Consider the following 18,872-nt stretch of genomic DNA (forward strand, 5'->3'; position numbering starts at 1 on the left):
AAAAACTCAAAAGACAAAAAATGGTCCTCAATCCCCGTCACCAAGAGACCACGGGGACTTGTTTTGGCGGATATACTGCGGAAATTTAGGATTAAAAAAATTTCCGCAGTTTTTTTGTAACCTTTTATGCCACCCGATTGTATTATTTATATAAGGCTTTATAAAGGAGTAGTTAATGAGAATACCTGTACAGGAATTGGTAGAAATGTACAAGGACAACATATACGCCGCGGCGTTTAACATATGCAAGAGTGCAGCAGATGCAGAAGATGTGGTTCAGGATACATTTTTACAATATTACATGACAAAAAAAGAATTTGATGACGAAAAGCACATCCGATACTGGCTACTAAGGGTGGCAATCAATAAAGCAAAAAATATTCAGCTTTCATTCAGAAGAAAAAATGAAACCACGTTGGAAGAATATATAGAAACGCTTACATTTGAAACACCTGAAAGTAGAGATCTTTTTGCGGAAGTTATGAAATTGCCTGAGAAATATCGTGTTGTGATCCATCTTTTCTACTATGAGGATTACAGCATAAAAGAGATAGCAAAGATACTTAAGCTGACAGAGAGCAGCGTTAAAGTAAGGCTATCGCGCGGACGTGCCAAATTAAAAGATTCACTTAAGGAGGGATGGGAAGATGAGCAATAAAGAAAATTATAAAAAGGCTTTTTCGGTACTTAAGTCCTCCTGCGACTTTACTTTGGAGGAAAAAAGAATGAACAGAATTAAGAGAGAAAATACACATAGAAATCTTTTGGTGGCGGCAGTAGCTATGCTTGTGGTTTTGGTAGGTTCGGGTACTGCGTATGCAGCTGATTTAGGCGGAATCAAGAAGACGGTTCAAATGTGGGTTCACGGTAATAAGACTGATGTTTCATATGAGTTCGATGAAGAAAAGAATAATTATGTAAAAACATATGTTAATGAGAATGGCGAAGAAGTGCAGGAAGATGTCTCTGTATGGCATGGGGATAATACGCCGTTGGAAGAAGATGAATTGATAGAGTATGAAAGTGATAATGTTTCTTATGAGAAAACGGATGACGGAAGGTTTATGATTTATTACCAGAACAAGGCAGTTGATATCACCGATAAATTCACAGACGGAACGTGTTATATACATGTTGTGGGTGAAAAAGGTGAAAAATATATAAGAATTAAACTTACTGAAAATGGTGATGATTATAGAGAAATGATTGACGGTCCTAAGCCTTTTGTAGATTATGTGGATAAAAAAGGTGTTCATCATTATGAAGATGTTAAGCTTGATGAAAACGGCAATCTTAGTGAATCTACTAAAGAAGCTTATAAAAGATGTTTTCATAAATTTATTGAAGCTGAAGAGTAAAAAACTCCCAATATAGATTATGTTTAAGCTGTGACAAGAAAAGCTTATACCAACCGATAAATTATACTGATTATGCATCCCGGAAATACTGTGATAGCATATTTACATACAAAACAATTGTTATATGTTGAAACGTTGATCAAGGCGGTTTGTGTGTATAAAATCATAAAAGAAATCCTCTTACAGAAAGCTTTTGCCTATATCGTATCCCGTGTGCCATCGGGGAACGAACGCTTTGATCAATATTTCCTTAGCGCGACCGGAAGACCGGAGGTTATTTGTATAGGATAACCTTCGGTCTTTTTGTGTAGAGCACTTAGCGAGGTATTTTCGAGCTTAGTGCGAGCCATGGGGATATACTTAACGAGGTTATGTCGAGTATAGTATATATCCCAAGTGCAGTTTTAGGAGGACATCATGGGAAAAATTTATGAAGCTATAACAGAACTTATCGGGCATACACCACTACTTAGATTAAACGGATATATAAAAAAGAATGGTTTGGATGCGGATATTTTGGGAAAAATAGAGTTTTTTAACCCTAATCAGAGCATAAAAGACAGGATTGCGCTCAGCATGATAGAGGAAGCTGAGAAAAACGGCAGTTTGAAAAAAGGCGGAACTATATTGGAAGCAACCAGTGGGAATACCGGTATAGGACTTTCGGCAATTGCGGCAGTGAAAGGTTATAAAACGCACATCTACGTGCAAGATACAGTGAGTGAAGAACGTTTTAAGGTAATGAGGGCGTTCGGAACCGAGGTGTCTAACATGAGTGACATTCCGGAAGTTGATAAGGCTCTTAAAGAAAATAATAATGATTATGTTGCCGGATATGCAGCTTTTTATGAGAAATTTTTGGGAAAAGATGATAGTGTTTTTCTTGTAAATCAAGATGCAAATCCGGCTAATCCTGAGATACACTATAAGACAACAGGGCCGGAGATATGGGAAGACAGTGAAGGAACAGTTGATATTGTGGTTGCTGCTGTCGGAACAGGGGGAACAGTTACCGGAGTTGGTAAATATCTTAAAGAAAAGCGACCTGATATAAAAGTAATAGCTGTTCAACCCGGAGAAAATTCTATTCCTTCGAAAGATAATCCCAATCCGGAAGAAATTGCGGGAGTACATCCTTTTGTAGGAATTCCTGCTGAATTTGTACCGTCAAATCTTGATGATAGATATTATGATGAGTGTTTTCCTGTTGAAACAAGCCAGGCCTATGAAGCTGCAAGAGAAGTAGCAAGGACTGACGGTATATTGATCGGAGCTTCGAGCGGAGCAATTCTGTATGCGGCTACTCAGGTTGCGAAAAGAGAAGAGAATAAAGATAAGACAATAGTTGCTATTTTTCCTGACACGGGATTGCGATATCTGTCAACTAATCTTTTTGGGTAAAAAATGGACCACAAACCTCATCCCCAAGAGACCATATGGGTCAAAAAATACTAAGGAGAAAAACATAACATGTACATAAGAACAGCGACAATAGAAGATCTTGATGCAATCGCTCAGGTGGAAGCGGAGTGTTTTCCGCCGACGGAAGCTGCGACTGCAGCAGAGTTTAAAGAAAGGCTTGAATATTACGCAGAGCATTTCTGGCTTATGTTTGACGGGGATTTGCTTATAGCTTTTGTGGACGGATTTGTCACAAATCAAAAAGATCTTACGGATGATATGTATGAAAATGCCGCGCTGCATGATGAAAACGGTGATTGGCAGATGATATTCGGAGTTAATACCATTCCTGAGTATAGGAAAAACGGATACGCCGGAGAACTTATAAAAAGAGCTATCGAAGATGCAAAAAAGCAGGGCAGGAAGGGACTTGTTCTTACATGCAAAGACAGACTTGTGCATTACTATGCAAAATTTGGTTTTAAAGACGAGGGTGTAAGTGAAAAGTCTACGCACGGTGGTGCAGTCTGGAATCAGATGAGGCTGACATTTTGATAAGTGAAAAAGAATGACCGCCGATCTCGATAACTCTATAGCGATGCAATGATATTTCGTGGAAACGTGCTTCTTATATGCTAAAATAATATGTGTGATCGTCACATGTAAACAGGAAAACATTCTTTTGGAAAAAACGCAGAATCCCGCATTTACTGAGGATTTTGTGGAAAAAGAATCCGAAACGCACAGTAAGATGAGGTATTTATATGGCAAATATCAAATGGGGTGTACTTGGAACTGCGAATATAGCAAGGGGATGCACGATTCCCGGAATGCAGCTTGCAGACAGCTGTGAGCTTTACGCGATTGCGGGAAGGGATAAAGAAAAGGCTGAGTCATTCATGGAAAAATTTGGTTTCCGGAAGGCTTACGGAAGCTATGAGGAGCTGCTTGCCGATAAGGATGTGCAGGCGGTATACGTTCCTTTGCCAAACCATCTACATCGCGAATGGGTTATCAAGGCGCTGAAGGCCGGGAAGCATGTTCTTTGCGAGAAACCGCTTGCTCTAAATGAGGAGCAGGAAAAAGAGATGTTTGAAACCGCCAATGAAAACGGCGTGCATCTCATGGAAGCGTATGCATATCTTCACAGCCCTTATATTCAGAGTCTTAAAAAAGATGTCTTCAGCGGCGTCATAGGCGATGTTGATTATATCGAGACAGCTTTTTTGACACAAGGTTATGAAGATGACATAAGAATCTACAAGGAGATGGGCGGCGGTGCGATGTATGACCTTGGATGTTACTGTACGACTATGATCCTTTCGCTTATTGATTCAAATCCGGAATATGTCAAAGCGGTTGCGGAATATAACGAGCATGGCGCGGACATCTCGACATCGACGATAGTTCGATTTGCCAACGGAGCAAGAGCTTCTTTTAACGTGGGAATGATCCTGGGAAAAGAAAAGCCTGCAAGACTCGACAGATTGTATATTCATGGAAGCAACGGCCACATAATCTCTGATGTTGAATACAATCAGCAGGGTGATGTGAGCTACAAGATATTTACGCAGGGAAAAGAGATTGAGAGGAAAGTCAGCATTCCGCAGAACTATTTCCTGGAAATCCAGCAGATGAGCAAATGCGTTGCCGGAGAGGCGGTACCATTTATAACGCCGGAGTTCTCGATGTCTAACGCAAAGCTGATGGATATGGTGCTTAAAGAGATTGGATATTGAAGATAAAATAAAATGCTTTACAATCCGTTTTGTATGAGAAGGGTTGTAAAGCGTTTTTGCACTTTATGGAAAAATAAAGTGTAAAAATTGCACCTGAAATAACGCGAAAGTGCAATAATGAGTTCAATAAAAGAATTAAGGATAGAAAAAAATCTTACTCAACAACAGGTAGCTAATCTTGTTGGAATCTCCCTTAGATCATATAAGTCGTATGAGAATGATAAATTAAAAGAAGACTCTATAAAATATAATTATATATACGATAGACTTCAAGAGATAAACCCGTTAGATGAAGAACATGGAGTATTGGAAATTGATTATATAAAAACAAAATGTATGGAAGTTTTTAAAGATTATCCTGTGCATTACTGTATTTTGTTTGGTTCTTATGCAAAGGGAAAAGCGACGGAAACGAGTGATCTGGATTTGCTTATATCTTCGGATGTAAAAGGAATTAAGTATTACGGAATGGTAGAAAAGCTTAGGAATACTCTTCATAAGAAAATAGATGCGCTTAATCTTGAACAACTTAAGGATAATTTGGAATTGACTAATGAAATATTAAAGGACGGGATAAGAATTTATAGTACATGATTATGGAAATGTAGATCTTAATATTGTTTATGAAACACTAAAGTATGATATTCCGGAATTGATGGAACAGTTAAGAGAGTGAACATTACTTTATTTACGGGAACGCATGGTGGTTTGCAAAAATATCGTTGCATTTAAAGAGGTATTTTGCTACACTTTGTATTGAAATAAAAAATCTTAAAGAAAGCGAGGTACATTTGATGCGTGTTATGAAAACAGAGATTGTAATTAAATACAGTATGATGACCTCGGTATGTGCTTTTTGATTTTTATTGAATCTTTTATATTTGAGTTTACGACCGTGGCTTGTTTGAGTCACGGCCTTTTTATTCCTAAATACTATCTATTTGCCTGATTCAAGGCGCATATTCAATTTGCACAAGGTCTTCATATCTGTAACGAACGCAGTCTCTGGGAACGGAGGTGTGAAAGTTAGGAGCTTTGCCGTTTTAGGACGGAGGTGCAGGCTTTTTAAAAAATATAAGTCAGAAGAATTAAGGAGACCAAAACATTGAATAATAATATATTTACTGGAAGAATTTCGGAAGTTGAAAGAAGCAATTATACGATAATTTTTGAAGGAAAAGATGTTACTGCAAGGCTTAAAGGTAATTTGCGCGGGGAGGATCCTGAAAAGCTCCCTGTAGTCGGAGATTATGTCACATTTAATTACAACCCGATAGGTGATTCCGTGATCACATCTGTCTGTGAGAGAACGAGTTTTTTGCAAAGACCCGATCAGGCAAAGACAGGTGTTATGCAGTATATGGTTGCAAATGCAGATTATTCGTTTATTGTGACATCGTTAAATGACGATTATAGCTACAACAGAATAGCGAGATATGTCAGCGTTGTGCTGCAGGGTGGCTCGGTGCCTGTTGTAGTGCTTACCAAGTCAGATCTGTGCGGTAATGTCGGAAGGTATGTGCGAGAGGTGGAATCCATATCCGACAAAGTCAGAGTACATGCTATTTCTGCGATTTATGACATAGGGCTGGATGAGCTTAATGAATATCTCATCCCCGGAAAGACAATATGTCTTCTGGGTTCCTCGGGAGCGGGAAAATCAACGCTTCTAAATGCTTTAGTTGGTGATGACGTGATGAAGACCGGAAAAATCAGAGAGTCCGATTCAAAGGGAAGACATACAACGACGCACAGACAGCTTATTCAGCTTGCAAGCGGAGTTTCGATAATCGACACTCCGGGTATGCGAGAGATTGGAATGGCTAAGACTGAGGAGGGTATTGATAATACTTTTTCAGATATTCTTGAGCTTTCATGCATGTGCAAGTTCAGCGATTGCAAACATGAATCTGAGCCGGGATGTGCGGTGAGGGCAGCGATTGAAAGAGGAGAGTTGTCTGAAGAAAGATTGGAACTGTATAGGAATCTGGGACGAGAGAATGTGCGAAATTACGCTAAGAAAAAAGAAATATCAAAGTGGGCAAAGAAGATGAAGAACTTCAAAGATAAGAATAATTGGGGCTGATTCTAAGTAACAAAAAAGCTGGCAGGAATTAAAAACTGTCAGCTTTTAAAGTACATTGTTATTTTGTCAGTCATCATAACGGAATTCCTGAACTCCGCCGCCGTCGTATCCGCCGTAAGTTAAAACGTTGCGGTTACAATCAAGCTTAAGGAAGTATCCGCCTGTAAGGGTAGAGTACTTATCGTCTGTTGCCTGAACATTGAGAGAATTGCTACCACAAAGATAATAATCTGAAAAACCGTCTCTCTCAGCACGGGTATTGTCTGTCATTAAGAAATAGTCCAAAGGTGTGTTATCATCAAATAAATCAGGGCTACTGAGTCCCTGTGTAGGATCGACATGATAATCTTTTCCACCTATGGAAACAAAACTCCACTGATGGTCACCGTTAATATTATATCCACTGATGACGTCGGCTTCGACGCCACACTGTAAAAGAAGATAGGAGTAAAGGTCGCTTAACTCCTGGCTTATGCCTTTGTTATCCATTAAAGCCCTGTAAGCTCCAATGTTGTCAGCTTTTCCGGCTAAGTAGTCTTCATACATCTCGTAGTCATATACGAAGTTCTGTGAGATGTACACATATAAGTTCAAAGCTTTTTCAAATTCGGAATAGCTTGGATCAACGTTTGCATTTAACGTATCAATAACTTTATCTTCAAATGCTTTCTCTCGGGAATGAAATTCATCCTTTGTGATATTGTATTTAATCTTTCCAACTCCGTCTTCGAATCCGGTTGTCTGATCGGCTGAAATACATGATACCGCAGCCGGGAAGAAGTGGCTTAAAAGATCTCCTTCAATACATTCTATGTATGTAGCTTCATCAGGGCATTCGAAGGTATCTTCCCCGGATTTCAATGCTTTACATAAATTGAAAAATGAAGCCTTTGTTTTTTCGCCATAAATTGTAGCGGCTTTTTTTGAGAAAACATTTTCGTTAAATTTAAATGTGTTTGCAGCTATTGTGTTATTCTGTGAAGTTGTATCGTCTGCTGGCTCTGCACTAAGCGGCATATCTTCGACTGATATGGAAGTGACATTCGTGGCATTACTTGCATTTGTACCGCATGCGGTGAGTGCAAGTGTAGCAATCAGCACAATAGATAAATAGCTTTTTCTCATTTTCATTTTCCTCATACAAATTGATATAAAGATACCATGTTTTGGGGAAATAGTATAGGTGGAAATTGCCGATTTTATCGTTAATTATGACTCGAATTATGAAAAAATGTTACAGCAATTTTTGCAATGTATGCAATGCTGTATTGCATATTGCACAAAAATAGTATCTAAAACATGTGGAAAATGGTTAGATAGATGTACCGATACTATGTAACTTTGTAGAATGTGTACAATTTTGCCAAAGGAATTTTGGGTAATAATCCATGCAAAAATTAATAATATTTCAGTGGGAATATTATTTCGTGAAGGTGAAATTATTTCCGAAGATAGATGTCTTTTCGCTATAATAGTTTGAAAAAGGAGCGAAAAAGCTTCTGTTGTATACGAAATTACGATAGATGCCGGCTAAACGATTTATTGATAAGTTTTCGTGGCGCATTTCCGGAACTCTACGATACGTAGGTGGTGGTAGCTTTATGTGCAGATTTACAATGGGTACATGGAGGTAAAAGAAAATGAATCAATATGTTACAGGTGCAGTCATCAAGGAACTGCGCGAAAAAAATAAAATGACACAGCTTCAGCTTTCTGATAAGCTGGGAGTTAGCGACAAGACAATCTCTAAGTGGGAGACAGGAAAGGGATATCCTGATATCACGTTACTTGAGCCGATTGCGGATGCATTTGGAGTGTCAATCACGGAACTTATTTCCGGAAACACCATTCATAATGAGAATGTTTCTGCAAATATGATGAGGTCCAAGTTTTATGTGTGCCCCGTTTGCGGGAATGTGATCCATAGTATGGGAGAGTCGGTGATTCAGTGCCATGGGATTCAGCTTACGCCGCTTGAAGCAGAGACTTCGGATGAGCAGCATATGGTCTTTATCGAACGAGTTGAGGATGAGTATTACGTGCGGTTTGACCATGAAATGACGAAGGAGCATTATATTTCTTTTGCGGCAGCGGTATCGTCAGATGACATGCAGCTATTAAAGCTCTATCCGGAAGGCAGGGCTGAAGCGAGATTCAAGATTCGCGGAGTTAAGAAGCTTTTTTTCTACTGTAACCGCGACGGGCTGTATTCCGTTGATATTGTAAAAGGCATTGATGATAAGGAAAGCGGTTACGACGACGTTGAGGAGCGAAGAGCACTTGAGAAGGCAGCAGATATGCTATTTGGGAAATGAACCTGGGGGACGGGGGTAGTGGTTCATTTTTGAAATAATGAGCCACAAACCCCGTCCCTTGGGACCAAAAGGAAAGGACTGACAAGATGATTGAAACAGACAGACTACGACTTAGAAACTACACCATGGAGGATTTCGATGCTCTTTATGAGATTTTGTCAGATCCTGAGACTATGCAGCATTATCCTGCGCCGTATAATGAAGAGTGGACAAAGAAGTGGATCACATGGAATCTGGATAACTATGAAAAATACGGTTTTGGCCTATGGGCTATTGAGCTGAAAGAGACAGGAGAATTTATCGGTGACTGCGGGATAACTATTCAGAATATAGATGGAGAGCAGCTTCCCGAGATCGGATATCACATAAACAAGAAATACTGGCGCAAAGGGTATGCCAAAGAGGCCGCCCGCGCCTGCAGGGACTGGGCGTTTAATAATACTGACTATGATATTTTGTATTCTTATATGAAGTATACCAACGTCGGCTCATATTCTACAGCGCTTGCGAACGGTATGAAGAAGATAAAAGAATACCCCGATCCGCACAATGAAATCTCATATGCATATGCGATAACACGTGATGAATGGAAAAAGGTGGTAGGATGAAAATATGTAAAGCTTTTAAAGAAGACTTGGATGAGATATTAAAACTTCAGTATCTCGCGTATCAGAGTGAGGCAAAACTTTTTAAAACACAGGATATTCCTCCTCTTGAGCAGACGCTTGAGGAGGTTGAGCATGAATACAACACGGGGGGAATTTTGAAGATGGTGGCGGAAGATGGTACCATCATCGGTTCAGTCCGTGCCTATGTAGAAAATGGCACAGTATATATTGGCAAGCTCATGGTTCATCCTAAGTACAGATGCCTTGGGAATGGAACAGCTCTTTTGAAGGCAATTGAAGAATTACATCCGAATAAAAGATTTGAGCTTTTTACATCTACCAGAAGTGTCGATAATATCAGGTTATACGAGAAATGCGGTTATAAGATATTCGGGCAAAAAGAAGTAACGGATGAGCTGACTTTTGTATATATGGAAAAGTGCTGATTTAAGGTAAGCGGAAGCTGACATTTTAGGATGAATTGACTGCAAAAGCAGAAAGTGTCAAATTGAGTCAACCAACAATACAAAAAAGAATGTAGGTTGCAATTTAAGAAGCAGAATCACATCATAAGATACAGAAATGATGAATGTTTACAACTGAAAAAGGAACAGGTTTTATGAGCAAGATTAACACGGTAATTTTTGATATGGACGGAACAGTGTTGAACACACTTGATGATCTGACGACGTCCGTAAATTATACAATGGAGAAATTCGGATTTCCACAGAGGACGCTCGAAGATTATAGGCGCGCGTTTGGAAACGGCATAAGGAAGACAATCGAGCTTACGGTACCGGAAGGAACTTCGCAGGATGTGATAGACGAGATGGTGCCGGTATTTAAGGAGCATTATGATGTGCACTGCCTTGATAAGACGGGACCTTACGCGGGCATAATCGAGCTTATGAGAGAACTTAAAAAGCGCGGTTACAAGATGGCCATTGTTTCCAACAAGATTGATTCTGCGGTAAAAGAGCTGAATCAGAAGTTCTTTTCCGAAGTGGTTGAAGTTGCGATCGGAGAGCAGGACGGGATAAAGAGAAAGCCTGCGCCCGATATGGTCGTAAAAGCAATGGATGAACTTGGAAGCTCTGCTGAAGAAGCGGTATACATCGGTGATTCTGAGGTTGATTTTGCAACGGCAAAGAATTCGAATCTTCCGTGCATATCGGTGTTGTGGGGCTTTAGAGATAAGGCTTATCTTGAGGAGATAGGAGCAAGTATTTTTGCGGAAGAGCCCGATAATATATTGGAAATTCTTACTCAGCTTAGCTCTAAAAAAGTAAGAGCACAGCTTCAGGATTGAGGCTGTGCTTTTTTATTTGAAATTCCTATCAAATAAAAAGCGCTCCGCTATGGATGCGACCGATGCGCAGATGAATTATGCAAGCTAAAGCTTGCGCGCATCGGCGCGCAAAGAGTTGCAGAGCAACTCTTTGTTCTAAGATGGATAAAGAAATGAGACGTTTGAAAAAGATATAATATAGCTGTCAGCTTTTGCCTTTTTAAATCGTTTTATAAGTGAAAGGCAAAATATTGAAAAAAGGAGCATTTTACATGGACGAAAAAGAAGTAAGGCGGGTGGTGGAGACGTACTCCGATATGATTCTCCGAATCAGCTGCAATTATTTGCAACATACGTTTGATGCGGAAGATATTTGTCAGACTGTGTTGCTTAAGTTGATTTCCTGCGATTTATCTTTTGACACAAATGAACATGAAAAAGCATGGCTGATACGCACTACGATAAATGCATGCCACGATCTTCGAAAGAGCGCTTATTCAAGGAAAATGGTAGGGCTTGATGCTATCACGGAAAAAGAAGCTCCGAAGGCGCCTGATTCAGATCTTTTGGAGGAGATAAAGAAGTTGCCCCTAGGCTATCGCATGAGCATTTATCTTCATTACTACGAAGGATACTCGGTAAAAGAAATTGCGAAAATCATGGGAAAGTCGCAGTTTGCTGTTTCACAATATCTTTCGCGAGGACGGCGTGAGCTTAGAAAAAAGCTGGAGACAGGTGGTGACTATGGTGCAAAGGCAGGTGAAATCTATGAATGAAAATATTATTGTATCTTATAAAAAAGCTATGAATGAACTTTGTTTTTCAAAAGATCAAAAGGAGGATATGATCGGTAGACTCACTGAGGTAGGGAGTTTCAAGAATGTTGTGCAAAAAAAGAAAAAGCTAAGTGTAAAGAAGATTGTTGCTTTAACTGCGGCATGTCTGGCTGTTCTTGGAGGCTGCGGAGTTGCAGTGGGGAAGGCTACAGGAGTTGTCGCTTCATTTAGCCCTGACACTTTTTTCTCCAAAACATCTGATTTTAGTCGTCTGGACAAACTTGAGAAAAAAGTAGGAATAGGCGTCACTGCGGTGGAAACATTCAGTAACGGGTATAAGTTTGACTCGATGGATGTTGAGGATTTCCGTACGGTGGATGATGAAGACAGAACAGTAGGACGATTTAAAGAGTTAAGAATTGAGTATGTATGCGATAATAAGGCTCAGATCAGTGTAAATATGGAATCTGCTTTGGTAAACGGTCACATTGATGATGATCCGGGCGTTGCTTTAAGAGCCAATGAGATGCGGACTGTTGACGGCATAAATGTCTACTACAACTATGATGAGTATTTGGGACTTCCGGCGTCAAAAGATATCTCACCAACCGAAGAAGAGCTTAAGCGTGAAGAAACTGACGATCACTTTTTTATCAGCATCGGCAGTGATCAGCGCGAGACATATTATGTATCAAGCGTAGTTTTTGAAATGGGTGATGTGCGATATTCCATAATGACATTTGATGAGAATATAATGTCCGATGAGCTATTTGGAATGGCGGAGGAAATAATAAAAGCAAGGTGAGTGTCAGAAAAAAATATAAATGATGGCGAAGGAAGCAGGTATCTGTTGGATATCTGCTTTTTTTACATCAAAAAATGACAGATAATATCGCAGAATATGATAAGTGGCGGTATCGTAGAAATGCTACAATATAAAAGTTATGTGGAAAATGACGGCTATTCTTTTTACGGAGGGCGAGATATGAAGAAGCAAACCGAAGTTTACAAGCTTTCAAACGGTGTGGGAATTCCTTGCATAGGATTCGGAACATGGCAGACACCTGAGGGTGATGTAGCTGTTGAAAGCGTGAAATGTGCTATAGATGCGGGGTATCGTCATATTGATACGGCGCAGGTATATGGAAATGAAGAAGGTGTCGGCAAGGGCATCAGAAGAGGAATCATCGACAATAAATTACAGAGAGAGGATATCTTTGTTACGACCAAGATCTGGAACGATAAGCATAGCTATGAGCTTACCGTCAGCTCTTTTGACGAATCATTAAAAAAGCTGGGGCTTGATTATGTCGACCTGCTTTTGATCCACTGGCCCAATCCGGCTATGTTCAGAGACCGTTGGGAGGAGGCAAATGCCGAGACCTGGAGAGCGATGGAGAAATTTTATGAAGCGGGAAAAGTGCGTGCGATCGGTATCAGTAATTTCAAGCAGCACCACATCGATGCGCTCATGAAGACTGCAAGGATCAAGCCGATGGTGAATCAGATCAGGCTTTGTCCGGGAGCTACGCAGGATGAGCTTGTCGCATACTGCAGGGAAAAAGGAATGATTCTTGAAGCGTACAGCCCGCTTGGAACAGGCAAGATTTTTGATGTTCCCGAGATGAAAGAGCTTGCGGAAAAATACGGAAAGAGCATTGCGCAGATCTGCATTCGCTTTAGCATACAGATGGGATATCTTCCTCTTCCGAAGTCGGTTACACCTGCAAGGATTGAAGAGAACTTCAAGGTGTTTGATTTTGAACTAGAGGAAGCTGATGTTAAGCGCATCGCCGACCTTAAGGGCTGCGTAGGATATGAGACAGACCCTGATACAGCGCCATTCTAAGCAGAGTTGGCAAAGATTTTTGCATGTGAAACGCTTTGCCTGACTTTTGTTATGACATTTGAAGATTATGCAAAGAATCTGCATAGAGACAGAAAGGATCACCGATGAAATACATTGACATAATGAACGGACCACAGAACGCATCTGCTATTATTCAGGGGTGCATGAGAATGCCTTCTCTTTCGAAAGAGGAAGCCGCAAAGGTTATAAAAACTGCCCACGAGCGCGGAATCAATTATTTTGATCATGCGACATGCTATGGAATGGGAGAGGCTGAAACGCGCTTTGCAGAGGCTTTTCCGCTCACAGGAATTAAGAGGGAAAAGATATTTATTCAGAGTAAGTGCGGCATCTGCCCCGAGAGATCTGAGTTTGACTGGACAAAAGAGAATATTATAGCGAGCGTTGACGGCATTCTTGGCAGGCTTAAATGCGAATATATCGATACACTTCTTTTGCACAGGCCGGACCTTTTGTTTGACCCTGAAGAAGTTGCGGAGGCTTTTGATGAACTTGAGGAAGCAGGTAAAGTGTGCCGTTTCGGTGTAAGTAATCTGATGCCTATGCAGATTGAACTTTTGAAAAAATATGTAAAGCAGCCGCTTGTCATCAATCAGGTGCAGCTTTCACTTGAGCAGTCGCAACTGATCGACCAGTCGCTTTACATGAATAACAAGACAACGGATATGTCTATAAACAGAGACGGAAGTGCGCTTGATTATTGCAGATTGAATGACATTACGATTCAGGCGTGGTCACCGCTTCAGATCGGTATGTTTGGCGGTACGTTTATCGACAATCCCGATTATCCTGAGCTTAATAAGGTACTTGCAGAACTTGCGGATCGCGAGCATGTATCCAAAACAGCAATTGCGATTGCATGGATTCTTCGCCATCCCGCCAAGATGCAGGCAATCATCGGGACAATGAATGTCGATCACATCAATGATGCGTGCGATGCCACAAAAGTTGAGCTTTCTCATCATGACTGGTATGCGCTGTATCTGGCAGCAGGGAAGTTCCTGCCGTGATGTAGCGCATCTGGTAGAAGGGGAAGGTTCTTCTGTGGTGCGGCTGCATTTGGCAGCAGGAGAGTTCTTGCTGTTATGCGGCTATGTTGAGTGCTTACGCCATTTGTTTTGTTAATGAAATATGGATGTGTATGGCTCTTCGGAAAGAGAAATCTTTTGCGAGGAGCTTTTATATATCATAGGAAGTGCTTTCCTATGATATATAAAAGCTCCGAAGGGTTGCGCAGCTCGCGGAATGGTAGATAATTGCTTTGCAATACCGCTCGCGCGCAGCATTTCGCGAGCGAAATGCTTTTTCAATTGAATTTGAGGAGATTTCTCCGGAATTGTACGGTGTGGAAAAGAAAAGAGGCACCGTATGGATGATATATGAAGGAAGTGTACGGTGCGGAAGTTGAGAAATGCACCGTACATAAAAGCTGTGGATGATATGTGTGGTGCGAAAATGCGAACAGGCACCGCACAGAAAAGCTGTGGAGAATGTGTGCGGTGCGGAAAAGCAAACAGGCACCGCACAGAAAAGCTGCGGAGAATGTGTGCGGTGCGGAAAAGCAAACAGGCACCGCACAGAAAAGCTGCGGAGAATGTGTGCGGTGCGGGAAAACAAATAGGCACCGCACAGAAAAGCTGTGGAAGAAATGTACGGTGCGTTAGACAAAAAATGCACCGTACGGGTGGTTCGCGACGGAAGTGTACGGTGACGAAGAAAAATCTTATCTGTGAGGAGGAAAATTGTGAAAATGAAGGTGCGCTACAGCACATTGCTGTTATAATGGTGAGTATGTATATAGCACGCTATGATAGTGGCATAATATCATTGAATATGATGCCATTGTAGTATCGACTAGGATTGCATGACAGCACTGGCAATGACAGTATAGTAGCATTATGGAATCATAGCAGACATGATAATGGCGGCAACAGAGAAAGCGAGAACATCCTAAGGATATGAAGAATACATCACAAATAGAAAGACTAAAGAAAATAGTAGAAACACTTCGAAGTGAAAACGGTTGCCCGTGGGACAAGGTACAGACGCATACAAGTCTTAAAGCAGGTTGTATAGAAGAGGCTGCGGAGGTTATCGGTGGAATCAATATACTTGATGAGACCGGTGATGCGGAGAACCTCAAGGAAGAGCTTGGAGATCTTTTGTTTCAGGTAATGTTTCATTCGGTGATTGCTGAGGAAGAGGGGTTTTTTACATTCGAAGATGTGGCAAAAACGGTTGCAGATAAGATGGAACGCAGGCATCCGCATGTTTTCACCGATGTAAAGTTTGAGACTGAGGAAGAACTTCATGCCGCCTGGGCAGAGATAAAGAAGCAGGAAAAAGCGGGAAAAGAATGGCACGCTGATTATCTTTTCGGTGCATTTGAAGAAGCGCATGATCTTATAGATAAAGCGCAGGAGAGAAAAGGTTTCAAGTAATCTTCGCAAGGAGGGCAGCGCATGGAGTACAGAATAGTTGAAGATATAAACGAAATGAAACTTGATGATATCGTGCGACTTCTTCGGACGACGTATTGGGCAGATAAGCGCCCTGTGGAAAAGATTGAGAAGTCTGTGCAAAATTCCAAGTGCTATGGCTTGTACCTTGAGGAGGCAGAGAATCTCGTAGGATTTGCGAGGATTATCACCGATTATGCGACAAACTATTATCTGAGCGATGTTATAATCGATGAAAAATATAGGAACAAAGGGCTTGGAAAGGCGCTTGTGTCACACATAGTTTCATCGCCGGAACTTCAGGGGCTTCGAGGTATATTGGTCACAAAGGATGCGCAGAAGCTTTATTCGCAGTATGGATTTGAAGTTGTGGATGGCAGAGTGATGCTGAGAAATCCGTAAGAGGCGGCGATTTAAGCATAACCGATAGCATCGGCAGCAGGAGAATAAATGAGATCTTTTTTAAGACTTACTGATTATAAAAAAGAAGAATTGCGGGAAATCTTTAACATAGCCGATAACATCAATCGTTACGAGGGCTTTTTGACCGGAAAGACGGTTGTCATGTTTTTTCCTGCAAACAGCATCAGGACGCGAGTGGAAAGAAGCGTCGAAAGCTTTTGGATTTTCTTTGACGCAGAGTTGTCCCGATGAGTTTCGGATTCCGGAGACAGACTGCATCGAGAATTTGAGAGATGCAATCGTGGGAAAAGATATTGTGTGTACGGATTCTTTTCCTTCGGAGATGCTTAACGGCGATAATAAATATCAGGTTACGAAAGAAATAATGGATCTTGCAAATGCCGGAGCAGTGCTGAATCCTTGCCCGCCGTTTTACAGAGGCGAAGAGGTTTCGTATGATGTGATTGATTCTGAGTATTTTGTGGGGTATGAATTCAAAAAGAACCTGCTCAGAGTGCAGCAGGCGATTATTGTCTTTTGCATGGAAAGAAGTGTCCGATAATGTTTTTGAATTAGTATATGGTTTTAACAGATTAAAAGCGTTTCTTTGGTTAGAAATGATGGAGGGGGAAATGAATATCAGAATAGGTTTTTTGCAAATACATCCAGGGACAGACATCGAAGAAAACCTTGCGCTTGGGAAAAAGGCGTGCGCCGAGGCAAAAGAAAAAGGCGCGGATATAGCTCTTTTCCCCGAGATGTGGAGTGATGGGTATCGCCTGCCTCAGGACAAGGCGGAGCTCAAGAAGCTTGCAATCTCGAAGAATAGCTTTTTTTTAGAAGAATTCCGTGCGCTTGCGGCAGAACTGCAGATGGCAATAGGAATTACTTTTCTTGAGGCAAATGATCCAAAGCCTCTTAATTCCGTGATTATTTTTGATAAAGATGGAAAAGAAATCCTGCATTATTCCAAGGTTCACACCTGTGCGTTTGATCTTGAAAAAGTGCTTTCGGGCGGGGATGACTATTACACGGCCGAGCTTGATTTTGGGAGAGGAACCGTGAAGATCGGCTCGATGATCTGCTTTGACAGGGAGTTTCCCGAGAGTGCCAGGATTCTGATGATTAAGGGCGCCGAGCTTATTTTGGCGCCGAATGCCTGTCCTATGGAAATCAACAGATTGGCGGCGATTAGGACAAGAGCTTACGAGAACATGGTTGCTGTGGCGACCTGCAACTATCCGGAAGGGCATCCTGACTGTAACGGACACTCGACGCTCTTTGACGGAGTTCCGTGGAATGAAGACGGAGTCAGGGATATGTGCGTATTCGAGGCTTCGGGCGAATCAGGCGTGTATGTCGCTGAGCTTGACCTTGATAGTCTGCGTGCGCACAGAAGAAATGACATCATGGGCGATAAGTATAGAAGGCCCGATAAGTATGGAATTCTGGCAGATGTCGGTTCAAAGAATGAGAAAGTTAATATGATTCTCTGCGGCGAAGTTGTGGAAAAAGATGACGCAGATGCAGAGAAGGTCGGTGTTGTCTCGGTTGTCTATGTTTCTTCTGATGAGCTTAAGATAAAGGAGAAACTCGATGAATTGCAAAAGTCTAATCCGGATAAGTTCTATATGGAATACACAACGCCGTTTGATGCTAATCTGACTGAACTTGAACATTACCCGTCTATCGAGGTTTCGAAAGAGGATTTACAGTAGAGAATTTGTTGAGAGTGCAGTATCAGTATTTAATGTGTTTCTTAAAGTATATTTTTTAATCGGAAAAGAAGTTACGTAAAAGATTATGCTTGAAATAATGGAGCAAAGAACAATGAAGAAGATTTTATTTATCGGAAACAGCCACACATATATGAATGATATGCCGGAGCTTGCAAGGCGCATGATCGAGGAAGCGACGGGAGAAGCATGTGAGGTATTCGCGTTGACTTATTCCGCAAGACCGCTTAAGTGGCACTTGGGGGAAGAATATTTTGCGGTGCGGTTTAATATCCTGCATGGCGGGTATGACTACTGTGTTATTCAGGAGCAGGCGCATCCTATGCCTCCCGAGAAGGATACGGTAGAGTGCGCGGACAGGATAATCAAGTTGTGTAAAAAAGTAGGTATCGAGCCGATTATTTTTGAAACCTGGGCGGAGAAGGCGAAGCCTGAAAATCAGGCAAAGATGAATAAAAGATATAGGGCAATTGCAGAGCAGCAGGGAGTGACATTGGCGCCAATCGGAGAAGTATGGGAGCGTGTGCTGCAGGCACTGTCCAAGTTGCCGGATGCGAATCTTTATGACCTTTATTACCGCGACGGTGCTCATGCATCTGCCGTCGGTGATTATCTGGTTGCTACAGTTCTTACCAAGGTGATTACAGGTAAACTTCCGAAAGAAGATTTTTTGACCGCGTTCGACTTTAGTCTCCCCGATGATGAATGGTTGCATGTAAAAGAAAACGTGGAAGAGGAGACTACGTGCCTGCCGCGAGAGGTGGCGCAGGTGATCAGAGACTGTGCGGAGTTGGACTGAGACTTAATTAAAAAGACATTATAGAGAATGACAGG

Annotated in this window: 23 protein-coding genes; 22 read left to right on the forward strand and 1 reads right to left on the reverse strand. The window is 41.4% G+C overall.

Features of this window, described 5'->3' with window-relative positions:
• Positions 1-175: 175 nt before the first annotated feature.
• From G628_RS0106065 to rsgA, 8 genes are all read left to right on the forward strand, one after another.
• Entirely contained in the window at positions 176-658 is a 483-nt protein-coding gene (locus tag G628_RS0106065; protein ID WP_026654220.1) for an RNA polymerase sigma factor, read from the forward strand.
• On the forward strand, positions 648-1,358 hold the full coding sequence (locus tag G628_RS0106070; protein WP_026654221.1) for a hypothetical protein: 711 nt from the start codon (positions 648-650) through the stop codon (positions 1,356-1,358). Before G628_RS0106065 ends, G628_RS0106070 begins: the two co-directional genes overlap by 11 nt.
• A gap of 417 nt (positions 1,359-1,775) precedes the next feature.
• Positions 1,776-2,759, forward strand: a complete 984-nt coding sequence (locus tag G628_RS0106075) for a PLP-dependent cysteine synthase family protein (protein WP_027208715.1) — start codon at positions 1,776-1,778, stop codon at positions 2,757-2,759.
• Between the two features lie 69 nt (positions 2,760-2,828).
• Complete coding sequence (locus tag G628_RS0106080; RefSeq protein ID WP_027208716.1) at positions 2,829-3,314, forward strand: GNAT family N-acetyltransferase; 486 nt, start codon at positions 2,829-2,831, stop codon at positions 3,312-3,314.
• Between the two features lie 209 nt (positions 3,315-3,523).
• Positions 3,524-4,498 carry a Gfo/Idh/MocA family protein gene (locus tag G628_RS0106085; RefSeq protein ID WP_027208717.1) on the forward strand — a complete coding sequence of 325 codons (975 nt, stop codon included), beginning with the start codon at positions 3,524-3,526 and terminating at the stop codon, positions 4,496-4,498.
• 117 nt (positions 4,499-4,615) lie between these two features.
• Complete coding sequence (locus G628_RS18880; RefSeq protein ID WP_027208718.1) at positions 4,616-5,092, forward strand: nucleotidyltransferase domain-containing protein; 477 nt, start codon at positions 4,616-4,618, stop codon at positions 5,090-5,092.
• Positions 5,093-5,114: 22 nt separating this feature from the next.
• Positions 5,115-5,174 carry a hypothetical protein gene (locus G628_RS19130; RefSeq protein WP_242827194.1) on the forward strand — a complete coding sequence of 20 codons (60 nt, stop codon included), beginning with the start codon at positions 5,115-5,117 and terminating at the stop codon, positions 5,172-5,174.
• Between the two features lie 429 nt (positions 5,175-5,603).
• Entirely contained in the window at positions 5,604-6,584 is a 981-nt protein-coding gene (rsgA, locus tag G628_RS0106095; RefSeq protein WP_051199055.1) for a ribosome small subunit-dependent GTPase A, read from the forward strand.
• A 66-nt stretch (positions 6,585-6,650) separates the two neighbouring features.
• On the opposite strand, the gene G628_RS0106100 is transcribed toward rsgA, so the two are convergent.
• Positions 6,651-7,709 carry a transglutaminase domain-containing protein gene (locus G628_RS0106100; protein ID WP_026654226.1) on the reverse strand — a complete coding sequence of 353 codons (1,059 nt, stop codon included), beginning with the start codon at positions 7,707-7,709 and terminating at the stop codon, positions 6,651-6,653.
• Between the two features lie 515 nt (positions 7,710-8,224).
• Between G628_RS0106100 and G628_RS16595 the strand changes: the two genes are divergently transcribed.
• The 14 genes from G628_RS16595 to G628_RS0106175 all read left to right on the forward strand — a co-directional run bounded on the left by G628_RS16595 (position 8,225) and on the right by G628_RS0106175 (position 18,837).
• Positions 8,225-8,899, forward strand: a complete 675-nt coding sequence (locus G628_RS16595; protein WP_081670579.1) for a helix-turn-helix domain-containing protein — start codon at positions 8,225-8,227, stop codon at positions 8,897-8,899.
• An 86-nt stretch (positions 8,900-8,985) separates the two neighbouring features.
• A complete protein-coding gene (locus G628_RS0106110) occupies positions 8,986-9,507 on the forward strand; it encodes a GNAT family N-acetyltransferase (RefSeq protein WP_026668238.1) in 522 nt (173 codons plus the stop codon).
• Entirely contained in the window at positions 9,504-9,953 is a 450-nt protein-coding gene (locus tag G628_RS0106115) for a GNAT family N-acetyltransferase (RefSeq protein ID WP_027208719.1), read from the forward strand. The genes G628_RS0106110 and G628_RS0106115 overlap by 4 nt, the downstream gene beginning before the upstream one ends.
• A gap of 173 nt (positions 9,954-10,126) precedes the next feature.
• Positions 10,127-10,816 carry an HAD family hydrolase gene (locus G628_RS0106120; protein WP_026654229.1) on the forward strand — a complete coding sequence of 230 codons (690 nt, stop codon included), beginning with the start codon at positions 10,127-10,129 and terminating at the stop codon, positions 10,814-10,816.
• A gap of 251 nt (positions 10,817-11,067) precedes the next feature.
• Entirely contained in the window at positions 11,068-11,571 is a 504-nt protein-coding gene (locus G628_RS16600; protein WP_034500678.1) for an RNA polymerase sigma factor, read from the forward strand.
• Positions 11,564-12,376 carry a hypothetical protein gene (locus G628_RS0106130; RefSeq protein ID WP_027208721.1) on the forward strand — a complete coding sequence of 271 codons (813 nt, stop codon included), beginning with the start codon at positions 11,564-11,566 and terminating at the stop codon, positions 12,374-12,376. Before G628_RS16600 ends, G628_RS0106130 begins: the two co-directional genes overlap by 8 nt.
• A gap of 180 nt (positions 12,377-12,556) precedes the next feature.
• On the forward strand, positions 12,557-13,420 hold the full coding sequence (locus G628_RS0106135; RefSeq protein WP_027208722.1) for an aldo/keto reductase: 864 nt from the start codon (positions 12,557-12,559) through the stop codon (positions 13,418-13,420).
• 104 nt (positions 13,421-13,524) lie between these two features.
• A complete protein-coding gene (locus tag G628_RS0106140) occupies positions 13,525-14,451 on the forward strand; it encodes an aldo/keto reductase (protein WP_027208723.1) in 927 nt (308 codons plus the stop codon).
• A gap of 948 nt (positions 14,452-15,399) precedes the next feature.
• Positions 15,400-15,882: a MazG nucleotide pyrophosphohydrolase domain-containing protein gene (locus G628_RS0106150; RefSeq protein WP_027208725.1), complete on the forward strand. Its 483-nt coding sequence runs from the start codon at positions 15,400-15,402 to the stop codon at positions 15,880-15,882.
• Positions 15,883-15,903: 21 nt separating this feature from the next.
• Positions 15,904-16,302, forward strand: a complete 399-nt coding sequence (locus G628_RS0106155) for a GNAT family N-acetyltransferase (RefSeq protein WP_026654234.1) — start codon at positions 15,904-15,906, stop codon at positions 16,300-16,302.
• Positions 16,303-16,350: 48 nt separating this feature from the next.
• A complete protein-coding gene (locus tag G628_RS19135) occupies positions 16,351-16,554 on the forward strand; it encodes a hypothetical protein (protein WP_027208726.1) in 204 nt (67 codons plus the stop codon).
• Entirely contained in the window at positions 16,532-16,864 is a 333-nt protein-coding gene (locus G628_RS19140) for a hypothetical protein (protein ID WP_242827182.1), read from the forward strand. Before G628_RS19135 ends, G628_RS19140 begins: the two co-directional genes overlap by 23 nt.
• Positions 16,865-16,934: 70 nt before the next feature.
• Positions 16,935-18,020, forward strand: a complete 1,086-nt coding sequence (locus G628_RS16605; protein WP_242827183.1) for a carbon-nitrogen hydrolase family protein — start codon at positions 16,935-16,937, stop codon at positions 18,018-18,020.
• A gap of 112 nt (positions 18,021-18,132) precedes the next feature.
• Positions 18,133-18,837 carry a hypothetical protein gene (locus tag G628_RS0106175; RefSeq protein WP_034500680.1) on the forward strand — a complete coding sequence of 235 codons (705 nt, stop codon included), beginning with the start codon at positions 18,133-18,135 and terminating at the stop codon, positions 18,835-18,837.
• The last annotated feature ends 35 nt before the right edge of the window (positions 18,838-18,872 follow it).

The sequence above is a fragment of the Butyrivibrio hungatei NK4A153 genome, assembly GCF_000424465.1.
In the GTDB taxonomy this organism is placed as follows: domain Bacteria; phylum Bacillota; class Clostridia; order Lachnospirales; family Lachnospiraceae; genus Butyrivibrio; species Butyrivibrio hungatei_A.

Coding starts and splice junctions, on each gene's coding strand:
- G628_RS0106115 (WP_027208719.1), top strand. CDS start 9,504: ATGAAAATATGTAAAGCTTTTAAAGAAGACTTGGATGAGATATTAAAA.
- G628_RS0106075 (WP_027208715.1), top strand. CDS start 1,776: ATGGGAAAAATTTATGAAGCTATAACAGAACTTATCGGGCATACACCA.
- G628_RS0106175 (WP_034500680.1), top strand. CDS start 18,133: ATGAAGAAGATTTTATTTATCGGAAACAGCCACACATATATGAATGAT.
- G628_RS0106110 (WP_026668238.1), top strand. CDS start 8,986: ATGATTGAAACAGACAGACTACGACTTAGAAACTACACCATGGAGGAT.
- G628_RS0106135 (WP_027208722.1), top strand. CDS start 12,557: ATGAAGAAGCAAACCGAAGTTTACAAGCTTTCAAACGGTGTGGGAATT.
- G628_RS0106155 (WP_026654234.1), top strand. CDS start 15,904: ATGGAGTACAGAATAGTTGAAGATATAAACGAAATGAAACTTGATGAT.
- G628_RS19135 (WP_027208726.1), top strand. CDS start 16,351: ATGAGATCTTTTTTAAGACTTACTGATTATAAAAAAGAAGAATTGCGG.
- G628_RS18880 (WP_027208718.1), top strand. CDS start 4,616: ATGAGTTCAATAAAAGAATTAAGGATAGAAAAAAATCTTACTCAACAA.
- G628_RS0106065 (WP_026654220.1), top strand. CDS start 176: ATGAGAATACCTGTACAGGAATTGGTAGAAATGTACAAGGACAACATA.
- G628_RS0106080 (WP_027208716.1), top strand. CDS start 2,829: ATGTACATAAGAACAGCGACAATAGAAGATCTTGATGCAATCGCTCAG.
- G628_RS16595 (WP_081670579.1), top strand. CDS start 8,225: ATGAATCAATATGTTACAGGTGCAGTCATCAAGGAACTGCGCGAAAAA.
- G628_RS0106140 (WP_027208723.1), top strand. CDS start 13,525: ATGAAATACATTGACATAATGAACGGACCACAGAACGCATCTGCTATT.
- G628_RS16600 (WP_034500678.1), top strand. CDS start 11,068: ATGGACGAAAAAGAAGTAAGGCGGGTGGTGGAGACGTACTCCGATATG.
- G628_RS0106085 (WP_027208717.1), top strand. CDS start 3,524: ATGGCAAATATCAAATGGGGTGTACTTGGAACTGCGAATATAGCAAGG.
- G628_RS0106130 (WP_027208721.1), top strand. CDS start 11,564: ATGAATGAAAATATTATTGTATCTTATAAAAAAGCTATGAATGAACTT.
- G628_RS0106100 (WP_026654226.1), bottom strand. CDS start 7,709: ATGAGAAAAAGCTATTTATCTATTGTGCTGATTGCTACACTTGCACTC.
- G628_RS0106070 (WP_026654221.1), top strand. CDS start 648: ATGAGCAATAAAGAAAATTATAAAAAGGCTTTTTCGGTACTTAAGTCC.
- G628_RS0106150 (WP_027208725.1), top strand. CDS start 15,400: ATGAAGAATACATCACAAATAGAAAGACTAAAGAAAATAGTAGAAACA.
- G628_RS0106120 (WP_026654229.1), top strand. CDS start 10,127: ATGAGCAAGATTAACACGGTAATTTTTGATATGGACGGAACAGTGTTG.
- G628_RS16605 (WP_242827183.1), top strand. CDS start 16,935: ATGAATATCAGAATAGGTTTTTTGCAAATACATCCAGGGACAGACATC.